This window comes from Pseudomonas sp. WJP1 (assembly GCF_028471945.1).
In the GTDB taxonomy this organism is placed as follows: domain Bacteria; phylum Pseudomonadota; class Gammaproteobacteria; order Pseudomonadales; family Pseudomonadaceae; genus Aquipseudomonas.
In genome coordinates this window covers 2,180,007-2,202,272 of record NZ_CP110128.1, presented here as the reverse complement: position 1 = coordinate 2,202,272, position 22,266 = coordinate 2,180,007, and the positions used below count along the sequence as shown (strand labels likewise).

Here is a 22,266-nt window from a genome sequence, read left to right as displayed (position 1 = left end):
GCTGTTTTTCCAGGCCTTGCATGACCTACAAAAACAATAAATGGGCTCAAAATGATCGACTTCGTTCGCGCTGCGGGGCTGGCAAACTTCTCTGAATTCGCGGCAAAACAAGGGCTAAATCCGGAAAAAATGCTGAAACGCGCCGGCTTGCCGCCGGACCTGGAAGAGCTTCCCGACAGCCTGATTTCCTACAGCAAAATGCTCGACCTGCTGGTGCTGTGCGAAATGGAATCGCAGAACCGCCTGTTCGCCATGCAGTACGGCCTGGCCCAGGGCGTGAGCATTTTCGGCCCCCTGCTCTACCTGTTTCGCAATGCCAGGGATGTGCGCGAAGCACTGACCGGTCTGACCGCCTACTACCACATCCATTCCGGCGCCGCGAAAATCACCCTCGACGAACAGGGCAAGCACGCGATCCTGTCCTACACCATCTCCGACACGTCAATGCCCGGCTACCGCCAGGGATCGGAACTGGCCCTGGGCGTCGGCGTGCAGTTGCTGCGCACGTTGCTGGGCAAACGCTGGCAACCCCAGGCGATGTTGTTCCGGCACACGCCGGTTGCCGAACCCGGGCAATTCCGTCGCCTCATCGGCATGGTCCCCAGCTTCAATACGACCTACAACGGCCTGATGTTCGACGCAAGTTCGCTCGATACGCCGCTGGAGTCGGCAGACCCGGCCTTGCACCGGCTGATTCGCAAGCACCTCGACCACCTGACGCAGATGTCCGCCGAAGAATTGCCGGCGCTGGTCCAGCAACTGATTCGAAACTTCATGCCCGAAGGCCGCGCCAATATCGAGTACATCGCCGCGTTCATGCGCCTGAGCACGCGCAAGCTCCAGCGCCAACTGGAACTCGAAGGATTCACCTTCCAGGACTTGCTGTCCGATGCTCGCCAGGCCATGGCTTGCCACTACCTGCAAGACTCGACCATCAAGATTTCGCAATTGGCCGACCTGCTCGGCTACAGCGACCAAAGCGCTTTCACCCGGGCGTTCCACCGTTGGTACGGACAGAGCCCACGGGATTGGCGCAAGCAATTGGTCGGCAAGCCAGGAAATCCGCAACGGCGTCATCAACTATCAAATACCTGACGTGGATTGTCCGAAAGACTGCGGGGCATCGGTGAATAATCCACCTGCCTGCTGTAGCGCTTATCCCGGAAAACACTACCCAGGTGGCGAAACTCCTTTCAAGGTGCCAGCGTGAGCTGAGCACCTTTTTTTTCACGGCCGGCCTCACCTTCTGCGGTTGCTCAGTCGCCCATCGACCCCAAAAGCCACTGGCAAAAGATCTCGGCAGAAGCAGAGCGCTTGCGATGCTTTAGCGACACAAGGAATTCGCCATTGCCTGTCACGCATTCGAAAGGTGTCACCCGCTGCAATTCTCCCTTGGCCAGCGCCTCATCCGCCATGAACGTCCACGCCAGGCCGATGCCCATGCCTTGCTGAACGGCACGATAGGCCAGTGTCAGCTGGTTGAAGACCGGGGCTTTGTCCCGCGCGACAAAGTCGATGCCAAAGTGGCCGAACCATTGGCGCCAGTCCAGGCATTGCCAGGCGCAGGTGTCGATCTGCACCAGGTTGGCTTGCGACAACTGCTCCAGCGTCTTGATCGCCGAGACATCCAGTGAAGGATGCGCCACGGCATAGACGATTTCCGGCAGCAGGAAATCGCTGTCCAGCGAGGGCCATTCGCCAGAACCGTAGAGAATGCCCACGTCGAAATCATTCAGGCTGGCCTCGTCGAACTCGTTGATCGCATGCACGTGCACGGCGATGTCGGGGTACGCCTTGTTGAATTCGATCAACTTGGGGAACAACCAGAACTGGGCCAGGGCATGGGTCGCCAGCACCGAGACGGCGTTGGATTGATGGACATTGCGAATTCGCGTGACGCTTTGGTACATCGTGGTAAGTAGCATGTTGACCGTCATCAGCAGCTCCTCTGCCGCGCCGGTCAAGGTGACACCCCGTGGTTTGCGCTCGAACAGCGCAACGCCCATGCAATCCTCGAGCTGGCGCATCTGTTTGCTCACGGCGCTCTGGGTCAGGAACAGTTCGCCAGCGGCAGCCGTGAAGCTTTTGTGCCGGCCCACAGCCTCGAACGTGATCAGGGTTTCCAAGGGGGGCAAGGTACGCAGGTAACGGTTGATTAGGATTCTCCTGGCTCGGCGACTTCATCCCGACATTCCGCTGCGGAATGGGTGAGCGAATATTTATCGCAGGTGGCGCTTATATAGCATGGCTAGAATGCCGCTAAACAGCCTGTCAGAGCCGAGAAGATGAACAGTGGGATTGTATTTGCGATATTGGCAGGCGCCATCTGGGGTGGGGTGATTATCGGCCCTTCGTTGCTGCCCGAATTCAATGCCGTGCTGATCAGCAGTGTGCGGTTTGCCCTCTATGGGTTGATCTCGCTCCTCCTGGCTTTGCCCATTGCATCGCGCCTGCTCGCCCGATTGACGCGTAAAGACGTCTTTATCCTGCTGCGTTTGTCATTGACCGGTAATGTCCTGAACTACGCGCTGTTGGGCGCCTCCGTACAACTGAGCGGGGTGACGGCGGCCGCTCTTATCAACGGCATGATGCCGGTCGCCATTACCTTTCTGGGGCGTCGTGATGCAGGGTCCCTGCCCCTGACAAAGCTCAAGCTGCCCCTGTTACTGGTATTCCTGGGCATCGTATCGGTCAGTCTGGAACACTCAGGGGCGCGGGCGGCGGGTACGTCACTTTCGACCCAGTTGCTGGGCCTGGCCTGCGGCTTCAGCGGGGTTGTCTGCTGGTCGTGGTACGCCACCCACAATGCCCGTTATCTCAAGCAAAGCCATTTCAACAGCAGCGAATGGTCGACACTGCTGGGCATCGTGACGGGTATCGTGGCGGTCGTATTCGGCATCGCTGCCTTGATGTTGTTCCCCAACCTGGTACCGGCTCAGGTTGAAAGCAGCCGCTGGATGGCTTTGCTGTGGGTCTGCCTGTTCCTTGCGCTGTGTGGTTCGTGGTTGGCCAATGGGCTGTGGAATGCCTGCTCGCGTCGAATGGCCACGTCGTTGAGCGGGCAGATGATCGTGTTTGAAACGCTGTTTGCCTGTGTCTACGGTTTTCTGTTCAGCCAGCGGGTGCCTGGCTTGATGGAGGTCACCTCGATCGTGTTGCTGGTGGGTGGCGTGGTCTGGGCGGCGAAGCGTCACCGCGTGGTCCCGGTGAAACATGCAGAACCGTAGCCGCTGCAGGCAAATCCTACAGTCTAAATAGCTCCGCCCCCTTTTCAGCCCCTCCAACACCCTGATCCATCTCATCGATCATACCCAACAGGGAATGCGAAGAACCAATTCTCACCCGCCCACCTTGGAAATAGTTGTACAAAAAAATTGACTTGTACAGGCTGCATCCTATTCTTCAAATAGCTATACAAAACTCCTATACCTGTACAAGAAAAAGAGGTGGGGGAACTTCCATTCCTACCAGCAATGGAGACACGACGTGGCTGATTTCTTGCGATGTTTCGCCAGCGAATTTGCAGCGCTGGACGAGAGCAATCTGCACAGGCTCGAGCAACTGTACAGTCACGACGTACGCTTCAGTGATCCGCTCCATGAGATCCAGGGCCTGGCAGCGCTGCAGGAATATTTCACTGAGCTATACGCCAACGTCAGCGAGCTTGGCTTCACGTTCCACGGCCATGACCAGGTGCAGGACGGCGTCGGTTATCTACGCTGGACCCTGCATTACTGCCATCCCCGCTTGCGCCATGGCCAACCCATAGAGGTCGTTGGCTGTTCGTACCTGCTGTGGCACGAGAAGGTGTATCAGCATCGCGACTACTTTGATGCAGGCGCCCTGCTCTATGAGCACTTGCCCCTGATGGGAACGGCGATTGGCTGGCTGAAAGGGAGGCTGGCATGAAACGCATCTGGCTCACCGGAGCCAGCAGCGGCATAGGTGCGGCCCTGGCGGAGATCTTATTGACCCAAGGTCATTTCCTGGCCGTCAGCGCCCGCAATGTAGAGGCCCTGGAAAGACTACACAGGGGTTATCCGCAGCAGGTACTGCTTTTGCCCGGCGACCTGACCGAGCCAGGCGAAGTTCAAGCCATGGGTGAGCGAATCGGGCAAGCCTGGGGCCATCTGGACCAGGTCATCCTCAACGCTGGCACCTGCGAGTATGTGGACGCCGGCGTCTTTGAAGCCAACATGATCGAACGTGTGATGCGGGCCAATCTGTTTTCCGCCGCCTACTGCGTGGAAGCTGCCCTACCGCTGTTGCGCAAGGCTGCGCGGCCGCATCTGGTGGCCGTGTGCAGCTCGGTGACCTACCTGCCGTTACCGCGCGCCGAAGCGTACGGCGCCTCCAAGGCGGCAATGCGTTACCTGTTTCAATCGTTGCGCATCGACCTGGCACACGAGGGTATCGACGTCACGCTCGTCAGCCCGGGCTTCGTCGATACGCCACTCACGCGACAGAACGATTTTCCGATGCCGATGCGTTGGCCGGTCGGCAAAGCTGCCGTCTACATCACCACCCGCCTGGAAAAACGACCCCTGGAAATTGCCTTTCCCGGGCCATTCATTGCCGCCCTGCGCGCACTGGCGTTATTGCCTCAACGCCTGCAACTGACGCTGGGCAGACGCATGGTGCGTCCGGCCGCAGAAGAGCCGTCATGAAAATCGCCATCATCGGCAGCGGCATTTCCGGCCTGACCTGCGCCCACCTGCTCAACCGTCGGCACGATGTCACGGTATTCGAGGCCAGTGACTGGATCGGTGGCCATAGCCATACCGTTGACGTTGAGGTTCAGGGCGAACGCCATGCCATCGATACAGGTTTTATCGTCTTCAACGACTGGACCTATCCCAACTTCATCCGTCTGCTGGATCAACTCGGCGTGGCCTCGCAACCCACCGAGATGAGCTTCTCGGTTCAGGATCCGCAGACCGGCCTCGAATACAATGGCGGCAACCTCAACCAGGTGTTTGCCCAGCGACGCAATCTGCTTTCACCTGGATTCTGGGGCATGTTGTGCGAGATTGTGCGCTTCAACCGCCAGGCCCTGCGTGACCTCGACGAACAGCGCATGACTGCCGACACCACGTTGGGAGACTATCTGCGGCAAAACGGCTACGGCCAGCGTTTTATCGAACATTACATAGTGCCCATGGGGTCGGCTATCTGGTCGATGTCACTGGGCGACATGCAGCGTTTTCCGCTGCAATTCTTCGTGCGCTTTTGCAAAAATCACGGGCTCCTGTCAGTCACCCATCGGCCGCAATGGCGTGTGGTCAGCGGCGGTTCGCGTCGTTACGTAGCCGCGCTGAGCGAAGGCTTTGTCGAGCGTATCCACCTCAATTGCCCGGTGTATCGGGTGGAGCGTGACGTGGGTGGGGTCACCCTGCACTGTGCGACAGGCAGCACGCGTTTTGACAACGTCGTATTCGCCTGTCACAGCGACCAGGCGCTACGGCTGTTGGCCGCTCCCAGCCAGGCCGAGCGGGAGATACTCGGCGCACTGCATTACGCCGAGAACGATGTGGTGCTGCACAGCGATACCCGCCTGTTGCCGAACCGTCGCCGAGCGTGGGCGAGCTGGAATTACCGCCTCGGCGGCTCAGCCCGGCACCTGGCCGCTGTCACCTACAACATGAACATCCTCCAGGGGCTTTCGAGCAACACCACCTTCTGCGTCAGCCTGAACCAGACCGCGGCCATCGACCCGGGTAAAATCCTCGAGCGCTTTCGCTACGCCCATCCGCAATACAGCCAGGCCGGCCTGGTCGCACAGGCACGCTGGCAAGAATTGCAGGGCGCCCGGTTCAGCTACTACTGCGGCGCCTACTGGGCCAACGGGTTCCACGAGGATGGGGTGGTCAGCGCCTTGCGAGTGGCAGCCGCTTTCGGAGAACAGTTGTGAACAGCGCGTTGTACCGCGGCTGGGTCAGCCACCGACGGCTGCTGCCGCGCGCCCATGGGTTTCGCTACCGCATGGGCATGCTCTACCTCGATCTGGCGGAACAACCGCAGGTGCTGGGCTTATCCTGGTTCGCCGGGCATTCGCGCTGGGCCGCCTTCGCCTTCCGCGAAACTGACTACCTGCCGCTTGCAACGCGTCAGGGCATGACCCTGAGCGATGCAGTGCGCCAGCGCGTGGAACAGGCACTTGGTCACGCGCCGCAGGGGCGGATCTGCCTGCTCACCCAGCCGCGCAGCTGGGGGCTGTCCTTCAATCCGATCAGCCTGTTTTATTGCTTCGAGTCCGACGGCAGCCTGGCCGCCATTCTCTGCGAAATCAGCAATACCCCCTGGCGCGAGCGTTACCACTATGTACTGCCGACCCATGCAACCGGTGAGTCATGCCACCGGGTCGCCAAGGGCTTTCACGTCTCGCCCTTCCTGCCTCCTGACCTGGAGTACCGCATGCGCTTTTCCGCTCCCGGGCAAACGCTGCACGTGACCATGCAGGATTGGCACGGTGAGCAAAAAATATTTGAAGCCGGCCTGGGCCTGGAGCGTGTCGAACTGACGCGCCAAAGCCTGCATCGCCACCTTCTGGACTTTCCCTGGATGACCGGCAAGACCCTGCTCGGCATTTACTCGCAGGCCCTGCGACTCCTGCTCAAGCGTCTGCCGCTGTTCTCCCATAAAGCCGCCGCCGGTGAATATCGCACCGCGAACCTGGAGTCTCGCCATGACGAATCCTAGCCTGACCCCGATAACGTGTGGCGCTGCGGCCAACGGGATAAGCGCCCGTATGCTTAAGAAAGGCGTCTTGCGTCAACTCGCGCACCTGCGCCACGGGCATCTGGTCATCATCGTCGACGGGGAGCCACTGAGCTTCGGCCAGCCTGGCGCGGCACCCCATGGCGAAATCGAAGTGCACAATGCAGCGCTCTGGCCCATGGTGGCGGTGAATGGCTCAATTGGCGCTGGCGAGGCCTATATCCATGGGTACTGGAGCAGCCCCGACCTGACGGCCGTGGTCCGGGTATTCGTTGCCAACCTCGAGGTGCTGGATGGAATGGAGCGCGGCCTGGCACGTTTACGCCGTCCACTGGTAAAAGCACTGCACTGGCTCAACCGCAACACCCGCCAAGGCTCGCAACGCAACATTCGCGCGCATTACGACCTGGGCAACACGCTGTTTGAACACCTGCTGGACCCCAGCATGATGTACTCGGCAGCCATGTTCCGCTCTAACAGCGATAGCCTCGAACAAGCCCAGATGTACAAGCTGGAGCGCATCTGCCAAAAGCTCGATCTCAAACCCGGTGACCACCTGCTGGAGATCGGCACGGGCTGGGGCGCCATGGCCATTTATGCGGCCACCCGCTACGGCTGCAAGGTCACGACCACCACGCTGTCGCGTGAGCAGTTCGCCTACACCCGGCGCCTGATCGAAGAGCAGTCCCTGGAAGATCGCATCACCCTGCTGTTGCAGGACTATCGTGACCTGACGGGCAAATACGACAAGCTGGTGTCGATCGAGATGGTCGAGGCCGTCGGCCACCGCTTCCTGCCCACTTACTTCAAACAGTGCGCCCACCTGCTCAAGGACCACGGGCTCATGCTTTTGCAGGTCATCACCATTCGGGACCAACGCTACGAGCAGGCGAAAAAAACCGTCGACTTCATCCAGCGCTACATCTTCCCGGGTGGCGCCTTGCCTTCGGTGAGCGCCCTGCTGCACACCATCAGTCGCGACACCGACCTGAACCTTCATCACATGGAAGATTTCGGCCTGCATTACGCACGCACGCTTCGCCTGTGGCACGACAACCTGAGGCGCAGCCGGCACAACCTGGAAGCGTTAGGCTACGACCAGGCGTTTTTCCGCCTGTGGGAATTTTACCTGTGCTACTGCGAGGGCGGCTTTCTGGAACGAAGCATCGGCACCGCGCACCTTCTACTCGCCAAACCCGGGGCACGGCCGCAGCCGTTCGGCCTGGAGGCGTGAGCGTGCGAGGCCGGTTGTTGCTCAACGCAGGACTGTTCCAGATCGGCTGGTTCGCCTGCGTGCTGGGGGCGCAACGGCCGTGGCTGTTGCTGATTGCAATGACCTGCCTGGCCATACACCTGCTGTGGATTTCCAACACCCCTGAGGAGTGGCGTTGTCTGTTCAAGGTGTCCGCCTGCGGCTGGGTTCTGGACAGTGCGCTATTGCACTTCGGGGTATTGCAGTTTCCCGGTGCCACGCTCGTTCTGCCGCTCTGGTTGGCAATACTCTGGCCACTGTTCGCCAGCACGTTGCGTCACAGCCTGAGCTGGACAAGGCGTCCCTGGTGGCTGGGTAGCCTACTGGGGGCTGCTGGCGGGCCTCTCTCTTACTGGGGCGGGGCCAGTCTGGCAGACGTAGGCCTGCCGCTGGGTGTCTGGCCCAGCGTTCTGATACTCGCATTGATTTGGGCGATGTTGATGCCGGCATTGCACTGGATGGCCAGACAGCCTGCTCGTTGACTCACGGCTGCTTGCGAAAGAACAAGGTGATCTGGCCAACCTCCACGTTGAACTTGGTCATGAACGAGCGATTGATCAGGGTGTTCTTGTCCATCAAGTACATCCAGTCGTCCAGATGAACCTCATACTCCTTGCCATCCACCGGCAACCTCAGCACATAGCGCCAGCGCAATGTATTACCTGCCACCTCACCACGCGCCTCGCCCACCACGTCGCCAGCGGTTCCACGCCATTGGCCAGGTCCGGCCGGGGTTAACGTCCACACCCGTTTTTGCCGAGTACCGTCGCTGTACGTAAATGACTCGTCGAGGATCAGCCGGTTACCTTCGGAGTGGCCAATGACCTCTACGTGGAAGCGTTTGGTGACCTCGCCAGAGCGCTTTTGAAACATACCCCAGGCTTCAACCCGCCCCTCGAAAAATTCGCGCAAATCAAGCTTGGGCGATTCCTGGCTGTAGGTCTGCACATCCACCCGACTGCAACTTGCAAGGCCGATGCACAGCAACAGTAGCCATATCCTCAGCATGGGCATTTCCTCAACGGTTTCAGGGGTTCGGGGCGCCCAGCAATTGGGCGCGTAGCTGCGGGTCGCGGGTTCGGGGGTCAAGCCAGATGGCGAAAAAGGCTTCGGCGAACGCACTGTCCCTCACCACATGCTGCAGAGTCTCTGCGACGTAAAAACGTGCGCCCTCTCCGGGCAAATAGACGCCTGTGATGCGGTCACCGGCGCGCACATCGACAAACGCCTTGTGCATCTCCCGCTCCCAACGGGCCATCAATTGCGAATTCGGCGGGGTGGGCGACAGGCGCCGCATTTCCTTGATGCTGGCCTCGACCAGATCCTCGCGACTGATCGAGCGACGGTAGGTCAGCTCCAGCGCAAAAGGCACATCCGCGCCTGGCGGATTACCGGCAAGCAGGCGCGGGCTCCACAGTTGCGCGCTATAGATGGAGAAACCGAATACGCGCATCTCCCCGCCCCCCATCCGACGCGCATCGGGCAGGGCCTCGCGCCAATCAGCAAAGAGTCCTGGACTCTGGAGCATCAGAACAAGACAGACAACGTGGCGGATAAAGCGGTCTGTCTTCATAAAGGTGCAAAGGCCTCGACAAGACTCAAGGGACGCCTCTAAAAGCTATACCAAATTATTATTTTGTACAGCTAATACCCCAGGTGCGGTCAGTGCTGGAACGCGTCCACTGAAGAGTTCAAGTACTCATGAACATCACTCCCCTGCCACCTCCCTGACAATGTCAAAGAAGGTCGTCAGGATGCGCCGGGAACTCTGTGCCCGAAGGCAAACCAGGGTCTCGGTGAAGCGATGCTGGCAATCGACGATCGGCAATCCGCGAATGCGCGAATCCGAACCGAGCTCGGCCGCCGAGACGACGCCCACACCCATGCCGATGGCCACGGCCTCGCGCGCCGCTTCACGCCCTTCCACCTCGATGGCCTTGCGAATGCGCAAGCCCGCCGCCGCCATCGCCTCTTCCAGGGATAGCCGCGTCACAGAGCCCTGCTCGCGCAACACCAGGGGCGTGTTGTCCAGGTCGGCGAGACAGATGGATGTTCGTTGTGCCCAGGGATGGTCGTGGGCGACGAAGGCGAGCATCGGATCACTGCGCAACGGCAGCTTGAGCAGCCGCTCATCTTCGATATTGCGCCCCAGCAGGGCGATGTCGGCCTGGTGGCCGAACAACCGCTGCAGCACCTCATCGGTATTGGCCGTTTCAACTTTCACATCCACCCCCGGGTATCGCGCACAGAAGCGCGCGACATAGGGCAGTACATGCACCGGCGCGTCCACGGCCAGGTTGAGGGTACCCGTCGACAGGGTGCGGTAGTCCATCAGCATGTCGTGGGCATCGACACTGATATCGAACAGGCGCTGGGTCAGGCCGAACAAGCGCTCGCCCACTTCCGTCAGGCGCACCAGGCGTTTGTCACGGTAGAACACCATCACACCGTAGTAATCCTCGAGCTTGCGCACCTGGTCGGACACCGCCGGCTGCGACAGGCACAGCTGCTCGGCCGCGCGGGTGAAACTGCCATGGGTGGCCACGGCGTGGAAAGCCTTGAGCTGGGTATGGGAGATGGTCATGGGTGGCCTTCCTATAGTTTCAACTTATTCACGCATACGATAAATCGATTTTATTTATGAACAATGAACTGCAAGGATGGATTTCGCAAATGCTTTAGCCGCTGACCCGCAGCGCTGATCAATCAGGAATGCCTAATGGAAATCGAACGTTTCGCCACGGTAAAACGCCGTTCGGACATGGTCCGGCATGACAACGTCCTCTACATCGGGGGCCAGGTTGCCTCGGACCTCAGTGGCGGTATCGAGGCACAGACCCACGAGGTTCTTTGCGCCATCGAGCAGCTGTTGCTCAGTGCCGGCAGCCACCGCAGCCGGGTGCTGTCGGTGCGCATCCTGCTGGCCCATCGCGAGGACTACGAAGGGCTGAACAGGGTCTGGGACGAATTTTTCCCCGAAGGCCATGCCCCCGCACGCGCTTGTACCCTGGCCAACCTGATCGACCCCGGTTGGCGCGTGGAAATGATCGTGGTCGCCGCGTGCGGCTGATCGCTTCCTCAATCCCCCCGCCCTACCCCCGATCCCCTGACGGAGACACCCCATGCGCCCCTACTGGCTCGACCAGGCCCTGAAAAGCCAATCCGACACGCCCTGCCCGCCATTGCGCCAGGACACCCACGCCGACGTCTGCATCGTCGGCGGCGGCTACACCGGTTTGTGGACCGCCATCATGCTCAAGGAACAGAACCCCGAGCTGGACGTTGTCATCGTCGAAGCAGATATCTGCGGCGCCGGTGCCAGTGGGCGCAATGGCGGCTGTGCGCTGTCCTGGTCGGCCAAGTTCTTCACCCTGGAGCGCTTGTTCGGCGTCGAGGAGGCAGTGCGCCTGGTCAAGGAGTCGGAACAGAGCATTTACGCCATCGGCGACTTTTGCAAAAAATACGCGGTGGACGCCGATTACCGTCTCGATGGCACGCTCTACACCGCGACCAACCGCGCCCAGGTCGGCTCGACGGACGGGGTGATCGCGGCGCTGGAGCGCCATGGCATCAACTCCTTCAGCAAACACGCGCTCCCTGAGGTGCAACGGATGTCGGGTTCAACCCGGCACGTTGAAGGCTGGTTCTCCCCAGCGGCGGCCAGTGTGCAACCGGGCAAGCTGGTGCGCGGCCTGCGCCGGGTGGCGCTCGAACTGGGTGTGCGAATCCACGAAGGTTCGCCGATGACCGGCCTCGAACACGGGACGCCGGCTACCGTCAAGACGCCGGGCGGGCGCGTCGTCGCAAAGCGCGTGGTCCTGGCCATCAACGCCTGGATGGCCCGTGCTTTCCCGGAGTTTTCGCGCTCGGTGGCGATTGTCTCCAGCGACATGATCATCACCGAGCCACGTCCCGACCTGCTCGAAAAAATCGGCCTGACCAGCGGGGTCACCGTGCTCGATTCGCGCATCTTCGTGCACTACTACCACAACACCCCGGACGGCCGGATCATGCTCGGCAAAGGCGGCAATACCTTCGCGTATGGCGGGCGCATCCTGCCGGTGTTTGACCAGCCTTCGCCGTACAAAGGGTTGTTGCGCAATACCCTGAGCGAGTTCTTTCCGGACTTTGCCGATGTCGGCATTGCCGCCACCTGGAACGGCCCGTCAGATCGCTCCGTCACCGGGCTGCCGTTCTTCGGCCGCATGGGCGCCAGCGGCAACGTGTTTTATGGCTTCGGCTATTCCGGCAGCGGGGTCGGTCCCTGTCACATGGGCGGGCAAATCCTCTCGTCGTTGGTGCTGGGGGTGGACAACCCCTGGACACGCTCGCCACTGGTACAAGGCCCCCTCGGTCACTTCCCGCCAGAACCGATCCGCTACCTGGGTTCGCTGATGGTGCGCAACGCCATCCGGCGCAAGGAGCATGCCGAGGACCACAACCTGCGCCCCCGTCGACTGGATGTGCGCCTGGCGAAATTCGCCGCGGCGGCTGGCAAGTCGGACAAGGCTTAGCGAAACGCCAAGTCTTCGATACTGGCTTGATGATCAACCCCGCCTGGCGCTTGCCAGGCGGGGCTTCTGAGTTTCAACCGTCCAAATCGCGCCGATATCAATCAACGCGACCCGTTTCAACTTATAAGCTCAGCTTGTTTGTGACATGTGATAAATCGATTTCAGTTATTTTTGCGCAGATGTTTTGATCACTCCATGCATCACTCCCCCACAAAAACAACACCGCCGGAGAAGATCATGACCAAAGCTGAATTTCCGACCCCGCAGGCACTGGCTACCCCCGCCTTGGGTGAACCCTACCTGCTGACCCCAGGGCCATTGACCACTTCCAGGGCCACCAAGGAAGCCATGCTGCGCGACTGGGGGTCATGGGACGTTGCCTTCAATCAAGTCACCGCCGAGGTTCGCCAGAACCTGCTGGGCATGGCCGGCGTAACGGATGACAGCTTCGCCTGCGTGCCGTTGCAAGGCAGCGGCAGCTACTCGGTGGAAGCGGCCCTGGCCACGGCCATCCCGCGTGACGGTAAGGCACTGGTGCTGATGAATGGCGCCTACGGCCAACGCGCCACCAAGACCCTGGAATACCTCGGTCGCGCCTTCATCACCCTGGACAAAGGCGATTACCTGCCACCGCAGCCCGAGGAAGTCGACGCCCTGCTCAGGGACAATCCGGACGTCACCAACGTCTTCATCGTCCATTGCGAAACCAGCTCCGGCATTCTCAACCCGCTGCGCGAAATCGCCGATGTGGTGAAGGCGCATGGCAAGAGCCTGATCATCGATGCCATGAGCTCCTTCGGCGCCGTGCCTTTGACGGTCAATGACATAGCGTTCGACGTGGTGGTGTCCTCTGCCAACAAATGCATCGAGGGTATCCCGGGGTTCGGTTTCGTCATCATCCGCCGCTCCGTGCTGGAGGCCGCCAAAGGCCGCGCCAACTCACTGAGCCTGGACCTTTACGAGCAGTGGGTGTACATGGAGCGCACCGGCCAATGGCGCTTCACCCCGCCGACCCACAGTGTCGTGGCGTTCCATAAAGCCCTGGAGCAACACTCTGCCGAAGGTGGCGTGCATGGTCGTCTGGCGCGCTACACGCGCAATCGCGATGTGCTGGTCGCGGGCATGCGCAAGCTTGGCTTCAAGACGTTGCTCGAGGACCGTTGGCTGTCGCCGATCATCACCACGTTCTTCAGCCCGGAACATCCGAACTTCGAGTTCAAGCGTTTCTACGATGAACTCAAGGCCCGCCAATTCATCATCTACCCCGGCAAACTCACCGTTGCCGACAGTTTCCGTATCGGCTGCATCGGCCAGATCGACGAATACATCGTCCATCAATTGCTGCGCGCCATCGCCGACAGTCTTGTGGCGATGAACGTCGACATGCATCTGCCGGCAGGCTGATCGTCCTTTAAAGGTCTTTGTCATTCGAGCACAGGTGCAATGGGTAGCACCTTTGGACAGGGATCTTTTTTTCAACATGGACTCGCTGACCGAGCGCCAGGCACAGCCGGGCAAGTGTCAGCGACCGCGTCAAGTTAATGCTTAAAGCTGGATGCCACCTCACGGCCGCCTCATCGATGTCGTGTGCGTGGACTGACTTTCTGTACCGAAAACAAAAACAAAACCCATTACTTTGCGCTGTCTGGCACCACATACGGGATCAGAACACCATGAACAAGAACGCTACAAGTCCTCTCGCAACCGGCTGGAAATCGCTCCAGCGTTGGCGCGTGCAAGTTTTCCTGATTACCTGGGTGGCGTATGCCGCCTTCTACTTCACCCGCAAGGCGTTTTCCGTCGCGAAACTGGGCATTGGTGAAGACCCGGACTTCATGCTCGAAAAAGCCATGATGGCCAATCTCGACGCCCTCTACCTGACGGCGTATGCCGTGGGGCAGTTCCTGTGGGGTAACTTCTCCGATCGCTTCGGCCCCAGGGTCGTGGTCTTGAGCGGGCTGGTCATCTCGGCGTTGGCCGCGTTGCTCATGGGTACCTACGCCACCCTGCCGATTTTCGCCTCCTGCATGCTGGTCCAGGGCCTTGCCCAGTCCACCGGCTGGTCGGGGCTGTGCAAGAACGTCGGCAGTTTCTTCAGCACGGGCGAACGTGGCCGTGTACTGGGTTTGTGGAGCACCTCCTACGCCTTCGGTGGCCTGGTCGCCACCCCGTTTGCCGGGTGGTGGGCCTACAACCACTACCACGACTGGCGCCTCGCGTTCATCAGCAGTGCCGTGGTGGTACTGGTGGTGGCGGTGTTGTTCTTCTTCCTGCAACGCAACAAGCCAGAAGACGTCGGCCTGCCGCCTGTCGAGATCGAAATCGAACCCGTCAGCAATGTCGTGGTGCCGCGCGAAAGCATGTGGGCCGGCTTGCGCACGGTGATGAAAAATCGAACCGTACTGGTGCTGGGCCTCGCCTACTTCATGCTCAAGCCGGCGCGCTACGCCATCCTGCTGTGGGGGCCGGTGATCATCTACGAACGCATGCCCGAAATCGGCAAGGTAGCCTCCGCCATCGTCCCCACCTCGTTTGAGCTGGCTGGCCTGATCGGTCCGATCCTCATCGGTATCGCCTCGGACAAGTACTTCGGCGCCCGTCGCATTCCCGTCTGTGTCCTGAGCCTGGTGGTTCTCACCGTTTGCCTTGCGCTGTTCGTTCCGGCCATGCAAAGCGGCAGCCTCTACATCGTGGTCGGCCTGCTGTTCATGATGGGCCTGTCGCTCTACGGGCCGGACTCAATGCTCAGCGGCTCGGCGGCGATCGACTTCGGCAGCAAAGATGGCGCGGCCTCCGCTGCCGGTTTCGTCAATGGCTGCGGCTCGGTAGGTGCGGTGCTCGGCGGCCTGCTGCCGGGTTACTTCGACACCATCACCGTGTTCCTGGTGTTCACCGGCGCCGCACTGCTGGCCAGCCTGATGCTGGTGCCATTCTGGAACAGCCGCCCGAAAACGGTGGAAAACACGGTGTTGGCCTCGACGCCCGTACAGCCGGTCATCCTCGGCACCAATTCCTGAACCCGACCCCCTTAAACACTGATCACTGGAGCAATCATCATGAATTACAAACAACCTTCGCAATTGCAAGCCGTGGTTCTGGACTGGGCGGGCACCGTCGTGGATTTCGGTTCTTTCGCACCGACGCAGATTTTCGTCGAAGCCTTTGCCGAGTTCGGCGTCGCGGTGTCCCTGCAAGAAGCCCGCGGGCCGATGGGCATGGGCAAGTGGGACCACATCCGCACGCTGTGCAACGAGCCGCAGATTGCCGACCGCTACCATGCCGTCTTCGGCCGGTTGCCTACGGACGATGATGTCACCGCCCTCTACGAGCGCTTCATGCCGCTGCAGATCGAGAAGATCGCGCTGCACTCGGCGCTGATTCCCGGCGCGCTGGAGACCATCAACGGCTTGCGCGACAAGGGTCTGAAAATCGGCTCTTGCTCCGGCTACCCGGCCGTGGTCATGGAGAAAGTCGTGGAGCTGGCACGCAAGAACGGCTATGTCACCGACCACGTGGTGGCGACCGACGAAGTGCCTAACGGGCGCCCGCACCCGGCTCAAGCCTTGGCCAACGTCATCGCACTGGGCATCAGCGACGTCGCCGCCTGCGTGAAGGTCGATGACACCTGGCCGGGCATTCTCGAAGGACGCAGCGCGGGCATGTGGACCGTCGCGCTGACCTGCTCCGGCAACGCGCTGGGCCTGACCTATGAAGAGTTCAAGCGTTTATCCCTGGAGCAACTGGCCGAGGAACGTGCGCGCATCGTCAAGATGTTCGAAGGTTCGCGCCCGCACTACCTGATCGACACCATCGTCGATTTGCCGGCGGTCATCGAAGACATCAATGCGCGTCTGGCCCGTGGGGAAACCCCACAGGGCTGCTGAGCCTCTCGGGTTTGTGCAACGAACTGACAGTGGCCGTCCCCAGGACGGTCACCACCCAAAACAACAAGAGAACAGCATCATGATCTACGCCCATCCTGGCACTGAAGGCGCTATCGTTTCGTTCAAAGCCAAATACGGTAACTACATCGGCGGCGAGTTCGTCGCGCCGGTCAAAGGCCAATACTTCACCAATACCTCGCCCGTGAATGGCCAACCGATTGCCGAATTCCCGCGCTCCAGTGCCGAAGACATCGAGAAGGCTTTGGACGCTGCCCACGCCGCTGCCGATGCCTGGGGCGCCACGTCCGTCCAGGCACGCTCCCTGATCCTGCTGAAAATCGCCGACCGCATCGAACAAAACCTGGAACTGCTGGCAATCACCGAATCCTGGGACAACGGCAAAGCCGTGCGCGAAACCCTCAACGCCGACATCCCGCTGGCCGCCGACCACTTCCGCTACTTCGCCGGTTGCCTGCGCGCCCAGGAAGGCAGTGCCGCCGAAATTGACGGTAACACCGTGGCCTATCACATCCATGAACCCCTGGGCGTGGTCGGGCAGATCATCCCGTGGAACTTCCCGATCCTGATGGCCGCGTGGAAACTCGCCCCGGCACTGGCTGCCGGCAACTGCGTGGTGCTCAAGCCCGCCGAGCAAACCCCACTGGGCATCACCGTGCTGGTCGAGCTGATCGGCGACCTGCTGCCGCCCGGCGTGCTGAACATCGTGCAGGGTTTCGGTCGTGAAGCCGGCGAAGCCCTGGCCACCAGCAAGCGCATCGCCAAGATCGCCTTCACCGGCTCGACCCCGGTCGGCTCGCACATCATGAAATGCGCGGCCGAGAACATCATTCCGTCCACCGTAGAGCTGGGCGGCAAGTCGCCGAACATCTTCTTCGAAGACATCATGCAGGCCGAACCGTCCTTCATCGAGAAAGCCGCCGAAGGCCTGGTGCTGGCGTTCTTCAACCAGGGCGAAGTCTGCACCTGCCCTTCCCGCGCTTTGGTGCAGGAGTCGATCTACGACGAATTCATGCAAGTGGTGATGAAGAAGGTCCTGCAGATCAAACGCGGCGACCCGCTGGACACCGACACCATGGTCGGCGCCCAGGCCTCCGAGCAGCAGTTCGACAAGATCCTGTCCTACCTGGAAATCGCCAAGGGCGAAGGCGCCGAACTGCTGACCGGCGGCAAGGTGGAACAACTCGAAGGCAACCTGGCGAGCGGGTATTACATCCAGCCGACGCTGCTCAAGGGCACCAACAAAATGCGCGTGTTCCAGGAAGAAATCTTCGGGCCGGTGGTGAGCATCACCACCTTCAAGGACGAAGCCGAAGCCCTGGCCATCGCCAACGACACCGAGTTCGGCCTGGGCGCCGGTCTCTGGACCCGCGACATCAACCGCGCCTACCGCATGGGCCGGGCGATCAAGGCCGGTCGTGTGTGGACCAACTGCTACCACCTGTACCCGGCGCACGCCGCGTTCGGTGGCTACAAGAAGTCCGGCGTCGGCCGTGAAACCCACAAGATGATGCTTGACCACTATCAGCAGACCAAGAATTTGCTGGTGAGCTACGACATCAATCCGCTGGGCTTCTTTTAACGCTCAGTCACTTCCCAAGTAGCAAACCGGGTCAGGCACCTCAACGGCAAGCCTTGCGTCGAGAGGCCTGGAACCCGGATCGCCACCATCGCTGAATACATACACTTCAAACCAAAACGATCGTTGTCGAGGTAAGCAACATGAGTGCGGCTTCTCTGTATCCCGTTCGTCCCGAGGTTCTGGCCAACACCCTGACCGACGAGGCGACTTACAAGGCCATGTACCAGCAGTCAGTCGTCAACCCGGACGGCTTCTGGCGCGAGCAAGCCAAGCGCCTCGACTGGATCAAGCCTTTCACCACGGTGAAGCAGACCTCCTTCGACGATCACCATGTCGACATCAAGTGGTTCGCCGACGGCACCCTGAACGTTTCCTACAACTGCCTGGACCGGCATCTGGCCGAGCGTGGCGATCAAGTCGCAATCATCTGGGAAGGCGATGACCCTTCCGAAAGCCGCAACATCACCTACCGCGAGCTGCACGAACAAGTCTGCAAGTTCGCCAACGCCCTGCGTGGCCAGGACGTGCACCGCGGCGACGTGGTGACCATCTACATGCCGATGATCCCCGAAGCCGTGGTCGCCATGCTGGCCTGTACCCGTATCGGCGCGATTCACTCGGTGGTGTTCGGTGGGTTCTCGCCGGAAGCCCTGGCTGGTCGCATCATCGACTGCAAGTCCAAGGTGGTGATCACCGCCGACGAAGGCATTCGTGCCGGCAAGAAGATCCCGCTCAAGGCCAACGTCGATGACGCCCTGACCAACCCGGAAACCAGCAGCATCCAGAAAGTCATCGTGTGCCAGCGTACCGGCGGCGACATCAAGTGGAACCAGCATCGCGACATCTGGTTTGAGGACCTGATGAAAGTGGCGGGCACCGTGTGCGCGCCGAAAGAGATGGGCGCCGAGGAAGCGCTGTTCATCCTCTACACCTCCGGTTCCACCGGCAAGCCGAAGGGCGTGCAACACACCACCGGCGGCTATCTGTTGTACGCGGCCATGACCCACGAGCGCGTGTTCGACTACCGCCCGGGTGAAATCTACTGGTGCACCGCCGACGTCGGCTGGGTCACCGGCCACAGTTACATCGTCTACGGCCCGCTGGCCAACGGCGCGACCACGCTGCTGTTTGAAGGCGTGCCGAACTATCCGGACATCACCCGGGTGGCGAAGATCGTCGACAAGCACAAGGTCAACATCCTCTACACCGCGCCGACCGCGATCCGCGCGATGATGGCGGCGGGCACGGCGGCCGTCGAAGGCGCCGATGGCAGCAGCCTGCGCCTGCTGGGTTCGGTGGGTGAGCCGATCAACCCGGAAGCCTGGGACTGGTACTACAAGAACGTCGGCCAATCCCGTTGCCCGATCGTCGACACCTGGTGGCAGACCGAAACCGGCGGCAACATGATGAGCCCGCTGCCGGGTGCTCACGGCTTGAAGCCGGGTTCCGCGGCGCGTCCGTTCTTCGGCGTGGTGCCGGCCCTGGTGGACAACCTGGGCAACATCATCGAAGGCGAGGCCGAGGGCAACCTGGTGATTCTCGATTCGTGGCCGGGTCAGGCACGCACGCTGTATGGCGACCATGACCGCTTCGTCGACACCTACTTCAAGACCTTCCGCGGCATGTATTTCACCGGTGACGGCGCCCGCCGCGATGCCGATGGTTACTACTGGATCACCGGTCGCGTGGATGACGTGCTCAACGTCTCCGGGCACCGCATGGGCACCGCCGAGATCGAAAGCGCGATGGTCGCGCACCCGAAAGTCGCCGAGGCGGCGGTGGTCGGTGTGCCGCACGACATCAAGGGCCAGGGCATTTATGTCTATGTCACCCTGAACGCGGGCGAAGAAACCAGCGAGCAGCTGCGCCTGGAGCTGAAGAACTGGGTGCGCAAGGAGATTGGCCCGATTGCTTCGCCGGATGTGATCCAGTGGGCGCCTGGGCTGCCGAAGACGCGCTCGGGCAAGATCATGCGGCGGATTCTGCGCAAGATTGCGACCGCTGAGTACGATGGCTTGGGGGATATTTCGACCCTGGCTGATCCGGGTGTGGTGCAGCATTTGATTGATACGCATAAGACGATGAATGTTGCTTAAGTAGCGCTCGGCGTCATCGAAGCCCTGCCGGGTGTGAGCCTGGTGGGGCTTTTTGTTGCCTGACGGTTTTGTGTTGGCCATTCGGGCCTCTTCGCGGGCAAGCCTCACTCCTACGGATTTGAGTCGTCCACAAAACTGGCAATCAACCGAAACCCTGTGGGAGCGGGCTTGCTCGCGATTGCGATTTGTCAGGCGCCACTTAAACATCAGAAAAATAACTCCGTCCCCTTTACATCTCTTGTATAGGCATAGGGGGTATACCTATACTGCGTACACAAACGTAAGGGGTATCCCGTGGGCCATATTGCTTCCAACAAAGACGATCTTCTAAAACGCGTTAAACGCATCGCCGGACAAATCCAGGCCGTTGAGCGTGCGCTGGAATCGGAGCTCGACTGCGCGAAAACATTGCACCTTGTCGCTGCCACACGCGGAGCTATCAATGGCTTGATGGAAGAAATCATCGAGGATCATGCCCGGGAGCATGTAGCGAACCCTGCCCTCAGTGAAGCTGAGCGCAACAAGGGTGTTGAAGAGCTGCTTGAAGCCATTCGCCGCTACGCCAAGTGAACTCGACAGGTACCGGCTCATGAGCAGCACCGACACCAAGATCAAGCATGTACACGACCACCTGTTCCTTGGGTCTGCGCACGAACAAAATGCCAAACGCACGCTTTGGGTCGTGGCGCTTACACTGGTGATGATGGTGGGCGAAATCACCGTAGGCTATATCACGGGCTCCATGGCCTTACTTGCCGATGGCTTTCACATGGCGACCCATGTCGGCGCCTTGGGTATCGCGGCGGCGGCTTACGGGTACGCGAAGCGCCACGCCTCGAACAAGCGCTACAGCTTTGGTACCGGAAAGGTCGGGGACCTGGGCGGGTTCGCATCGGCGCTCATTCTCGCCCTGGTATCCCTGGCAATCGGCGTAGAGTCAGTGATGCGGCTGTTGCAACCAACAGCGGTTCAGTTCGGCACCGCCACGCTCATTGCGATTGTCGGCCTGATCGTCAACATCGTGAGTGCACTTCTGCTTGGCCATGGTCACAGTCATGGCCACGATCACGATCATCATGGCCACGGACATCACGGCAACGATAATAACCTGCGCTCAGCCTACGCTCACGTCATCGCGGACGCGCTGACGTCCGTCCTGGCCATTGTGGCGCTACTCGCTGGACGATACCTCGGATGGGTATGGCTGGATCCTGTAATGGGCATCGTGGGCGCCATTGTCATCGCACGTTGGGCGTGGAAATTGATGGGGGTCACCTCGGGTGTACTGCTGGATCAAACGGATGAGCACGTTGCAGAGGAAATTCGCGAGTTGGTCGAGAGGCCCGGCGATGTAACCATCACAGACCTGCATGTCTGGAGGGTTGGGCCGCAAGCGCATGCAGCGATCGTCAGCGTCATTGGCGAAGCCACTGCGAACACCGAAAGCATTCGTGAACGCCTGCAGCCTGTTCACGAAATCAGCCATCTGACTGTCGAGTTTCGATCTGCCTGATTTCCACGACAAGGTTCTGCCATGAACTCTCGTTACTGTCGCCCAATCCACCTGGTGCAGAGCGCCCCCCACTTTTATCTCCAAAGGAACCCGCCATGCCCTTGGGCAAACGTGAACTTGCACGGATCGAGCGCCGCTTGATAGCGACACTGACCGACGCCTGCGAAACGGCAAAATCTGAAATCAAGGGCTTTACCTGGCTCACCCATACGGCTGACTTGAACGCGCTTGCGCAAACACTGAAGGTGACCTGGGTATTCGAAACGCTGGCCGACAAACAGCTCGCCCAGGCTAACGCGAAAGCGCGGATTCTTGAGCTGACGGCCATAGCGCTGAACGAGGCAAACATCGATCTGGAGGCTTCGGATCACACCGTCCGATTCGACTCTGAGGAGGAGTGCCAACGCGCCCATGGCGGCGATTGGCAAAAACGCCTGGCATCAAGCGCGACCCGGGGCCATTGACGATGGCCAAGGAAATCGAAAACCCCTGCATTGCCGTTTGCCAGTTGAGCGGCGACCTGTGCGTGAGCTGCGGGCGCAGCAAGGAAGACATCAAGAAGTGGAAACGCATGAAGCGGCCGGAAAAAATGGCCGCCGTGCAACGGGCGAATATACGTTTGAAAGGCCTGAAGAAGACCCAGTGACCCGTTCACTCGCCCGCCCTGCAACGCGGCGGGCGAGTGAACGC

Annotated in this window: 23 protein-coding genes; 19 read left to right on the top strand and 4 right to left on the bottom strand. The window is 60.3% G+C overall.

Going from position 1 to position 22,266, the window contains the following annotated elements; translation table 11 throughout:
* Window positions 1–51 precede the first annotated feature (51 nt).
* Window positions 52–1,095 (top strand): AraC family transcriptional regulator, encoded by a 1,044-nt coding sequence (locus tag OH720_RS10000; RefSeq protein WP_272605459.1) that lies wholly within the window; start codon window positions 52–54, stop codon window positions 1,093–1,095.
* 161 nt (window positions 1,096–1,256) lie between these two features.
* Here the strand turns inward: OH720_RS10000 and OH720_RS09995 are convergent, their stop codons facing one another.
* On the bottom strand, window positions 1,257–2,126 hold the full coding sequence (locus OH720_RS09995) for a LysR substrate-binding domain-containing protein (protein ID WP_272605458.1): 870 nt from the start codon (window positions 2,124–2,126) through the stop codon (window positions 1,257–1,259).
* 159 nt (window positions 2,127–2,285) lie between these two features.
* Between OH720_RS09995 and OH720_RS09990 the strand changes: the two genes are divergently transcribed.
* The 7 genes from OH720_RS09990 to OH720_RS09960 all read left to right on the top strand — a co-directional run bounded on the left by OH720_RS09990 (window position 2,286) and on the right by OH720_RS09960 (window position 8,451).
* Window positions 2,286–3,227 (top strand): DMT family transporter, encoded by a 942-nt coding sequence (locus tag OH720_RS09990; RefSeq protein ID WP_272605457.1) that lies wholly within the window; start codon window positions 2,286–2,288, stop codon window positions 3,225–3,227.
* A 259-nt stretch (window positions 3,228–3,486) separates the two neighbouring features.
* Window positions 3,487–3,909 (top strand): nuclear transport factor 2 family protein, encoded by a 423-nt coding sequence (locus tag OH720_RS09985; RefSeq protein ID WP_272605456.1) that lies wholly within the window; start codon window positions 3,487–3,489, stop codon window positions 3,907–3,909.
* Window positions 3,906–4,667: an SDR family NAD(P)-dependent oxidoreductase gene (locus OH720_RS09980; protein ID WP_272605455.1), complete on the top strand. Its 762-nt coding sequence runs from the start codon at window positions 3,906–3,908 to the stop codon at window positions 4,665–4,667. The genes OH720_RS09985 and OH720_RS09980 overlap by 4 nt, the downstream gene beginning before the upstream one ends.
* Window positions 4,664–5,911 carry an NAD(P)/FAD-dependent oxidoreductase gene (locus tag OH720_RS09975; protein WP_272605454.1) on the top strand — a complete coding sequence of 416 codons (1,248 nt, stop codon included), beginning with the start codon at window positions 4,664–4,666 and terminating at the stop codon, window positions 5,909–5,911. The genes OH720_RS09980 and OH720_RS09975 overlap by 4 nt, the downstream gene beginning before the upstream one ends.
* Window positions 5,908–6,699: a DUF1365 domain-containing protein gene (locus OH720_RS09970; RefSeq protein ID WP_272605453.1), complete on the top strand. Its 792-nt coding sequence runs from the start codon at window positions 5,908–5,910 to the stop codon at window positions 6,697–6,699. The genes OH720_RS09975 and OH720_RS09970 overlap by 4 nt, the downstream gene beginning before the upstream one ends.
* Window positions 6,700–6,748: 49 nt before the next feature.
* Window positions 6,749–7,951, top strand: a complete 1,203-nt coding sequence (locus OH720_RS09965; RefSeq protein WP_442967278.1) for a class I SAM-dependent methyltransferase — start codon at window positions 6,749–6,751, stop codon at window positions 7,949–7,951.
* A gap of 2 nt (window positions 7,952–7,953) precedes the next feature.
* A complete protein-coding gene (locus OH720_RS09960) occupies window positions 7,954–8,451 on the top strand; it encodes a DUF2878 domain-containing protein (protein ID WP_272605451.1) in 498 nt (165 codons plus the stop codon).
* 1 nt (window position 8,452) lies between these two features.
* On the opposite strand, the gene OH720_RS09955 is transcribed toward OH720_RS09960, so the two are convergent.
* The 3 genes from OH720_RS09955 to OH720_RS09945 all read right to left on the bottom strand — a co-directional run bounded on the left by OH720_RS09955 (window position 8,453) and on the right by OH720_RS09945 (window position 10,553).
* Window positions 8,453–8,977: a DUF3833 domain-containing protein gene (locus OH720_RS09955; protein WP_272605450.1), complete on the bottom strand. Its 525-nt coding sequence runs from the start codon at window positions 8,975–8,977 to the stop codon at window positions 8,453–8,455.
* 19 nt (window positions 8,978–8,996) lie between these two features.
* On the bottom strand, window positions 8,997–9,542 hold the full coding sequence (locus OH720_RS09950) for a chalcone isomerase family protein (protein ID WP_442967277.1): 546 nt from the start codon (window positions 9,540–9,542) through the stop codon (window positions 8,997–8,999).
* Between the two features lie 135 nt (window positions 9,543–9,677).
* Complete coding sequence (locus OH720_RS09945) at window positions 9,678–10,553, bottom strand: LysR substrate-binding domain-containing protein (protein WP_272605449.1); 876 nt, start codon at window positions 10,551–10,553, stop codon at window positions 9,678–9,680.
* A 135-nt stretch (window positions 10,554–10,688) separates the two neighbouring features.
* Here OH720_RS09945 and OH720_RS09940 point away from each other — a divergent pair, with 135 nt between their 5' ends.
* The 11 genes from OH720_RS09940 to OH720_RS09890 all read left to right on the top strand — a co-directional run bounded on the left by OH720_RS09940 (window position 10,689) and on the right by OH720_RS09890 (window position 22,222).
* Window positions 10,689–11,039, top strand: coding sequence for a RidA family protein (locus tag OH720_RS09940; RefSeq protein WP_272605448.1), 351 nt, complete (start codon window positions 10,689–10,691; stop codon window positions 11,037–11,039).
* Window positions 11,040–11,091: 52 nt separating this feature from the next.
* Complete coding sequence (locus OH720_RS09935) at window positions 11,092–12,483, top strand: FAD-dependent oxidoreductase (protein WP_272605447.1); 1,392 nt, start codon at window positions 11,092–11,094, stop codon at window positions 12,481–12,483.
* 237 nt (window positions 12,484–12,720) lie between these two features.
* Window positions 12,721–13,887 carry a 2-aminoethylphosphonate--pyruvate transaminase gene (locus OH720_RS09930; RefSeq protein WP_272605446.1) on the top strand — a complete coding sequence of 389 codons (1,167 nt, stop codon included), beginning with the start codon at window positions 12,721–12,723 and terminating at the stop codon, window positions 13,885–13,887.
* Between the two features lie 269 nt (window positions 13,888–14,156).
* Window positions 14,157–15,500 (top strand): MFS transporter, encoded by a 1,344-nt coding sequence (locus OH720_RS09925; RefSeq protein ID WP_008055041.1) that lies wholly within the window; start codon window positions 14,157–14,159, stop codon window positions 15,498–15,500.
* Between the two features lie 39 nt (window positions 15,501–15,539).
* Entirely contained in the window at window positions 15,540–16,367 is an 828-nt protein-coding gene (gene phnX, locus OH720_RS09920) for a phosphonoacetaldehyde hydrolase (protein WP_180205061.1), read from the top strand.
* Window positions 16,368–16,446: 79 nt separating this feature from the next.
* Window positions 16,447–17,967 carry an acetaldehyde dehydrogenase ExaC gene (gene exaC / locus OH720_RS09915; RefSeq protein WP_272605445.1) on the top strand — a complete coding sequence of 507 codons (1,521 nt, stop codon included), beginning with the start codon at window positions 16,447–16,449 and terminating at the stop codon, window positions 17,965–17,967.
* Window positions 17,968–18,107: 140 nt separating this feature from the next.
* On the top strand, window positions 18,108–20,063 hold the full coding sequence (acs, locus tag OH720_RS09910; RefSeq protein ID WP_272605444.1) for an acetate--CoA ligase: 1,956 nt from the start codon (window positions 18,108–18,110) through the stop codon (window positions 20,061–20,063).
* 294 nt (window positions 20,064–20,357) lie between these two features.
* On the top strand, window positions 20,358–20,633 hold the full coding sequence (locus OH720_RS09905) for a metal/formaldehyde-sensitive transcriptional repressor (RefSeq protein ID WP_180205064.1): 276 nt from the start codon (window positions 20,358–20,360) through the stop codon (window positions 20,631–20,633).
* Window positions 20,634–20,652: 19 nt separating this feature from the next.
* Complete coding sequence (gene dmeF, locus OH720_RS09900; RefSeq protein WP_272605443.1) at window positions 20,653–21,576, top strand: CDF family Co(II)/Ni(II) efflux transporter DmeF; 924 nt, start codon at window positions 20,653–20,655, stop codon at window positions 21,574–21,576.
* A 95-nt stretch (window positions 21,577–21,671) separates the two neighbouring features.
* Window positions 21,672–22,040 (top strand): hypothetical protein, encoded by a 369-nt coding sequence (locus tag OH720_RS09895; RefSeq protein ID WP_272605442.1) that lies wholly within the window; start codon window positions 21,672–21,674, stop codon window positions 22,038–22,040.
* A gap of 2 nt (window positions 22,041–22,042) precedes the next feature.
* A complete protein-coding gene (locus OH720_RS09890; protein ID WP_272605441.1) occupies window positions 22,043–22,222 on the top strand; it encodes a DUF1289 domain-containing protein in 180 nt (59 codons plus the stop codon).
* The last annotated feature ends 44 nt before the right edge of the window (window positions 22,223–22,266 follow it).